Origin of the sequence: Protofrankia sp. Cr1 (assembly GCF_963555865.1) — a bacterium.
Lineage (GTDB): Bacteria > Actinomycetota > Actinomycetes > Frankiales > Frankiaceae > Protofrankia.
In genome coordinates this window covers 1,269-6,284 of record NZ_CAUVXO010000014.1, presented here as the reverse complement: position 1 = coordinate 6,284, position 5,016 = coordinate 1,269, and the positions used below count along the sequence as shown (strand labels likewise).

Genomic DNA, 5,016 nt, shown 5'->3' with positions numbered 1-5,016 from the left:
ACTGGCAGCATGGTCGGCATGGCCAACTGGGATGACGTCGAAACGGCCGCGCCGGAACTCGCTGCGGCGGTCAGGGGTCGGTTCGAGGCGTACGGGCTCGCGATCCTCGCCACCCTGCGACGCGACGGCTCTCCCCGGGTGAGCGGGATCGAGCCGCTGTTCGCGCTCGGCGGGCTGTGGCTCGGCATGATGCCGGACTCCCGCAAGGGAACCGACCTGCTGCGGGACCCGCGCTGTGCCCTGCACAACGCGACCACGGACAAGAACGTCGCCAACGGTGATGCGAAAATCAACGGCCGTGCGGTCGTCGTGAGTGACACCGACAGTCTGAACGCCTACCGAGCGGCCTGGGCGACGTCCACGGACGCACCGGTGCCCGAGCCGTTCGCCCTGTTCAGGATCGACGTCACCGAGCTGACGATGATCAGCGTTGCCGATGACGAGCTCGTCGTGGACTTTTGGCGCGAGGGGGCCCGACCCGGGCGAACCATCCGAAAATGATCATTTTCGGGCGCTCTGAGTAACCTGTATACGACCGAGCCGTACTCGAACAGATCGACGATAACGTCGGCTAACGGTAGCGTAGAAGAGCGGCGATTGGTAGCGTACAACGCCTGCGAATGGTAGCGTACGGCACCGTGCGCGAGTACCGGACCCGTGTGGTGGACAGCGAACTCGACGAATTGCTGCCTGGCCTGGCTGCGATCAGCCTGGAAGGGCCGAAGGGTGTCGGCAAGACTGCGACAGCAACGCGACGAGCCCGTACGGTCTTCACCTTGGACGACTCGGCCCAGCGCGAACTCCTGCGGGCCGATCCGCAGCGCCTCGACCGCTCACCCACGCCGGTGCTCGTCGATGAATGGCAACGTGAACCGGCGGTGTGGGACCTCGTACGCCGCAGCGTCGACCGTGACCCCGCACCCGGCCGCTTCCTGCTAACGGGTAGCGCCACGCCGACCATCGCGCCCACCCATTCCGGCGCCGGCCGGATCGTGACGCTGCGCATGCGTCCGATGAGCCTCGCGGAACGTGGGCTGGCGACTCCCGCCGTCGGACTGTCCGATCTCCTCACCGGACGACACCCGGTCGTCGACGGCTCCTCGGACCTGACCATGTCTGACTACGCCGAGGAGATCATACGGTCCGGCTTCCCGGGAATCCGCGATCTACCGGCCAGAGCCCGCAGAGCGCAACTCGACGGCTACCTCACCCGGATCGTCGAACGGGACTTCCCCGAACAAGGCCACATGGTCCGTCGACCCGCCACTCTGAAAGCGTGGCTTACCGCCCACGCCAGCGCGACCTCCACGACAACCTCGTACAGCGTCATCCTCGATGCGGCGACCGCGGGCGACGACGACAAGCCCGCCAAGACAACCACCATCGGCTATCGGGATGTGCTGTCACAGCTGTGGCTACTCGACCCGCTGAGCGGCTGGTCTCCCAATCGGAACACCTTCGCCAGGCTGGGTATGGCGCCCAAGCATCACCTGGCAGACCCGGCTCTCGCCGCACGCCTGCTCGGCGCGGACGTGCACGCACTACTGGACGACTCCGTCTCCGGACCAGCCGTCCCCCGTCACGGTCCGCTGCTCGGCGCTCTGTTCGAGTCGCTCGTAACACTCAGCATGCGCGTGTATGCACAAGCCGCCGAAGCTGTCGTGCATCACGTGCGGACCCGGAACGGGGACCACGAAGTCGATCTGATCGTCGAGCGAGCCGACCATCGCGTCGTCGCGTTCGAGATCAAACTCGCCCCTGCTGTCAGCGACCGCGACACCGTCCACCTGAGATGGCTGCGGGACCGGCTGGGCGACGACCTGCTCGACGCAGCCGTCATCACCACCGGTACCCATGCCTATCGGCGACAGGACGGCATCGCGGTTATCCCGGCCGCCGCGCTGGGGCCCTGACCCTGCACTGTCCGTCACAGCGACAGCCGGAAGAGCGACAGCCGGAAGAGCGGGCAGAGGACCGCGACAGCGTTCCTGGGCCAAAAGCTCAACCATCTGGTTGACTGATGGGCCGGACCTTGCTGCATTCAACTATTTGGTTGAGGAATCGATCGATATAAGCAACATGATCGACATGGACGCCGTGTTCCACGCGCTTGCGCACGACGCACGACGCACGACGCACGATGCTCCAGCGACTCGCCCTGGGCGAGCTGACGGTGGGTGATCTTGCCGAGCCGCTGACCATGTCGCTCGCGGCTGCTTCGAAGCACGTGAAGGTTCTCGAGCGGGCGGGCCTGATCCGCCGCACCGTGGACGGTCGCCGCCATGTGTGCCGGCTGCAACCCGCCCCGCTGGCATCGGCCCTCGCATGGTTCCGCTTCTACGACCGTCACTGGAACGAGCGACTCGATGCTCTCGAGGTCCTCTTCCGCACCGACGCCAGCTCAGCCGACCCCGCCGCAGACGCCGACGCCGACGCAAGCTCGGCCGACCCCATTCCAGCCGACCCCATTCCAGCCGAGGAGCACTGATGACCCCCACGACCGCAGCGCACGCCGTCGTTCGACTGGAGCGCACCATCCCCGCCCGGGCGCGCCGGGCGGCATGAGCCTGATCGAGGCCGCGCTCTGACCCCGGCCGCGGGCTTGAGACAAGCTAGTGCAGCTCAGGCACGATCAACGTCAATGCGGACCCGGCAACAAAGATCCGCAACGTTCTGGAAGTCTGATCAGCATGAGGTCTACCGACAACATCGTCAAGGTCCTTGAGCGCGACGCCATCGGGTACGCGGATCTCTTTGCCGAAGACGACGACCCGGTCGAGTATGGATGGACCATCGCCCACCGGTCAGACGTAATCCGGGTCGAGGCCGTCACCCGGCAGGCCTCCGCCGACCCCGCCGAAGCGTGGCGGTTCGCCACCGCACTGCGCGACGCGCTCCTTGGCGCGGGGTTCACGCTCGCCTTCGACTGCCGCCTCGGCGTCAGGCCCGCCAAAGGATCATCGCCGGACGGGCCCCCGCAGAGCTGGCGCGGATTCGTAGACCTCGGCCTTCAGCCATCGTGACGGGCTGATGACCGTGCCCTGACGTCTCCGCCGGCCCATCCTGCCCGGTCCGCTACCGACAACGTCCGCTACCGACAACGTCCGTTACCGACAACGTCCCGCTGACGGTAGCGTCGGGGAGCCGCGATTAGTGGCTCATGATGAGCGCACCCGGTGGCGTGAGGGCATCAGTCGCGGCGGAGCGTCACGCCCTGCGCGTTGAAGAAGAAGCCGCCGGCGGTCACGATGGCTCGGCGGGCGTCGGGGACCTGACGCTCCCCGGCCAGGCCCTGGAGCTGGTGCACCGCCTCCCGGACGTGACCCGAACCCTGCGTACCGCCCTCGGACAACGCCCCGCCGTGGGGGTTCACCGGGACCCGACCGTTGATCAGAATACGGTTGGTCTTGTCGTCCCAGTGTTCCTTGATGAAGTGGCCCGCCTCGCCGGGGCCGCAGTAGCCGACGTTCTCCAACCAGTTCAGCGTGATGATGGTGAAACCGTCATAGGGAAAGTAGACGTCGGCGTCGTCGATCCAGAAGTCGCTCTTCGCCTTGAGGGTTTCCACAACGACCTGCTGCCCGTGCTGGCGGAGGCTGGGTGTCTGATCCTCCTCGTGCCTGTCCACCATGCCCAGCGCCGCGGCCTGGACGAGAACCGGCGGGTGCGGTAGGTCGCGGGCCCGCTCGGCCGTCGTGACCACGAACGCGTCCGCGCCGTCCACCGGAACGTCCATGTCGAGCATGCACAGCGGCCAGCGGATCATGCGAGCGGACAGATAGTCGTCCATTGTCAGGGGTTTATGCATGGCCGCCGCCGGGTTGGCAGCGGCGTTCGTGCGATTGTTGATGGCGACATAGCCGAAATGTTCCTTCGGGACGCCGTACTCATACATGTACCGCGACGCCCAGGCCGTGTATCCGACGCCGCCGAAGACCGTCTCCGGCCCGGGCGAGACACCGGGGCTCAGAGGTCGGCGGAACGGATCCTTCAGCGCGGACGCGGTGTTCCACGCCTCCCGGTAGGCGGCATGATAGACGAGTGCGACCTCGCACAGGCCGCTGTGCACTGCACTCACGGCGGCGGCGAGCTGGTTCACGAACGGGATCACCGGTTCGGCGAACCAGCTGATCTCGGGAATGCCGAGAATCGTCTGCAGCTCGGGAGCCGGCGGCGTCGAGCCGGAGATGCCGTCGACGTCGGCCGCGGTCAGCCCGCAGTCGCGCAGCACCTGGATGCATGCCTGCGCGGCATAGGACGCACGGCTCCGCTCGGTGTTGCGGGGCTGGAAGCCGGTGGTGGCCGCCGCGGCGATGGCCACCTTGTCCTTCATCGGGTTACGACTGCTGATCATCGTCCGGCCTCCGTTACCGCCGCGCTGGTGCTGGTGCCGGCGGCGCTGCTGCCTGCGGTGGTGCTGGCCAGGCGGAACACCGGGAGCGGCGTGCCGGAGCGTTCAATCCAGTCGAGTTCAACCCGCTCCGCGATGCGGATCGCGTCACCCGCGGCCCCGACGACCGTGCTGGTGAACCGCAGCCCCTCCTGCTCGTCGAGCGCGACGGTCACGACCGGGTGTGGCGTGGTGTAGTCCACACCTTCGGCCGGCGGCCCCTGATGCAGGAAGACGGTCATGAAGATGCTCCCCTGCCCCGAGACCTCGGTGGGCACGATGTTCCACGACCAGCACGCGGGACACACGGGCTTGGGTGGGTGTCGCCAAGTGCCGCAGTCGCCACAACGGTTGATCACCAGTCGGTGCGCGAGCCGGCCCCGGTAGTGCGCCGCATTGTCGCGGGTCAGGGTATGCCCCGGGAACCGGGTCACCAGTTCCTCGTCGCTGATCAGCTCGTCCATCCGACCTTCTCTCCATCACGCCGGGCACCGGTGCCCTCCGTCGCGCGGTCCACGGTCCACGGTCCACGCGGCCCACCGCCCACAATACGGTTATCCAGGTTCAACGAATAGACCGCTTATCTATCACGCCCGGCAACCGCAGGGACCTGGGCCGCGTCCCAC

General features: G+C 67.1%; 6 protein-coding genes. 4 read left to right on the top strand and 2 right to left on the bottom strand.

What is annotated here, in order from left to right; all coding sequences use genetic code 11:
• From U9980_RS02895 to U9980_RS02880, 4 genes are all read left to right on the top strand, one after another.
• A partial coding sequence (locus U9980_RS02895) for a pyridoxamine 5'-phosphate oxidase family protein (protein WP_322766564.1) occupies positions 1–501 on the top strand: 501 nt, incomplete at its 5' end.
• A gap of 137 nt (positions 502–638) precedes the next feature.
• Positions 639–1,913, top strand: a complete 1,275-nt coding sequence (locus U9980_RS02890; RefSeq protein WP_322766563.1) for an ATP-binding protein — start codon at positions 639–641, stop codon at positions 1,911–1,913.
• Positions 1,914–2,140: 227 nt separating this feature from the next.
• A complete protein-coding gene (locus tag U9980_RS02885) occupies positions 2,141–2,488 on the top strand; it encodes an ArsR/SmtB family transcription factor (protein ID WP_416210124.1) in 348 nt (115 codons plus the stop codon).
• Positions 2,489–2,690: 202 nt separating this feature from the next.
• Positions 2,691–3,023 carry a hypothetical protein gene (locus tag U9980_RS02880; protein WP_322755767.1) on the top strand — a complete coding sequence of 111 codons (333 nt, stop codon included), beginning with the start codon at positions 2,691–2,693 and terminating at the stop codon, positions 3,021–3,023.
• A 167-nt stretch (positions 3,024–3,190) separates the two neighbouring features.
• Here U9980_RS02880 and U9980_RS02875 read toward each other — a convergent pair whose 3' ends face one another.
• Complete coding sequence (locus U9980_RS02875; RefSeq protein ID WP_322766561.1) at positions 3,191–4,354, bottom strand: thiolase C-terminal domain-containing protein; 1,164 nt, start codon at positions 4,352–4,354, stop codon at positions 3,191–3,193.
• Complete coding sequence (locus U9980_RS02870) at positions 4,351–4,854, bottom strand: Zn-ribbon domain-containing OB-fold protein (RefSeq protein ID WP_322766560.1); 504 nt, start codon at positions 4,852–4,854, stop codon at positions 4,351–4,353. The genes U9980_RS02875 and U9980_RS02870 overlap by 4 nt, the downstream gene beginning before the upstream one ends.
• Between the last annotated feature and the right edge of the window lie 162 nt (positions 4,855–5,016).

Coding starts and splice junctions, on each gene's coding strand:
- U9980_RS02885 (WP_416210124.1), top strand. CDS start 2,141: ATGCTCCAGCGACTCGCCCTGGGCGAGCTGACGGTGGGTGATCTTGCC.
- U9980_RS02880 (WP_322755767.1), top strand. CDS start 2,691: ATGAGGTCTACCGACAACATCGTCAAGGTCCTTGAGCGCGACGCCATC.
- U9980_RS02875 (WP_322766561.1), bottom strand. CDS start 4,354: ATGATCAGCAGTCGTAACCCGATGAAGGACAAGGTGGCCATCGCCGCG.
- U9980_RS02870 (WP_322766560.1), bottom strand. CDS start 4,854: ATGGACGAGCTGATCAGCGACGAGGAACTGGTGACCCGGTTCCCGGGG.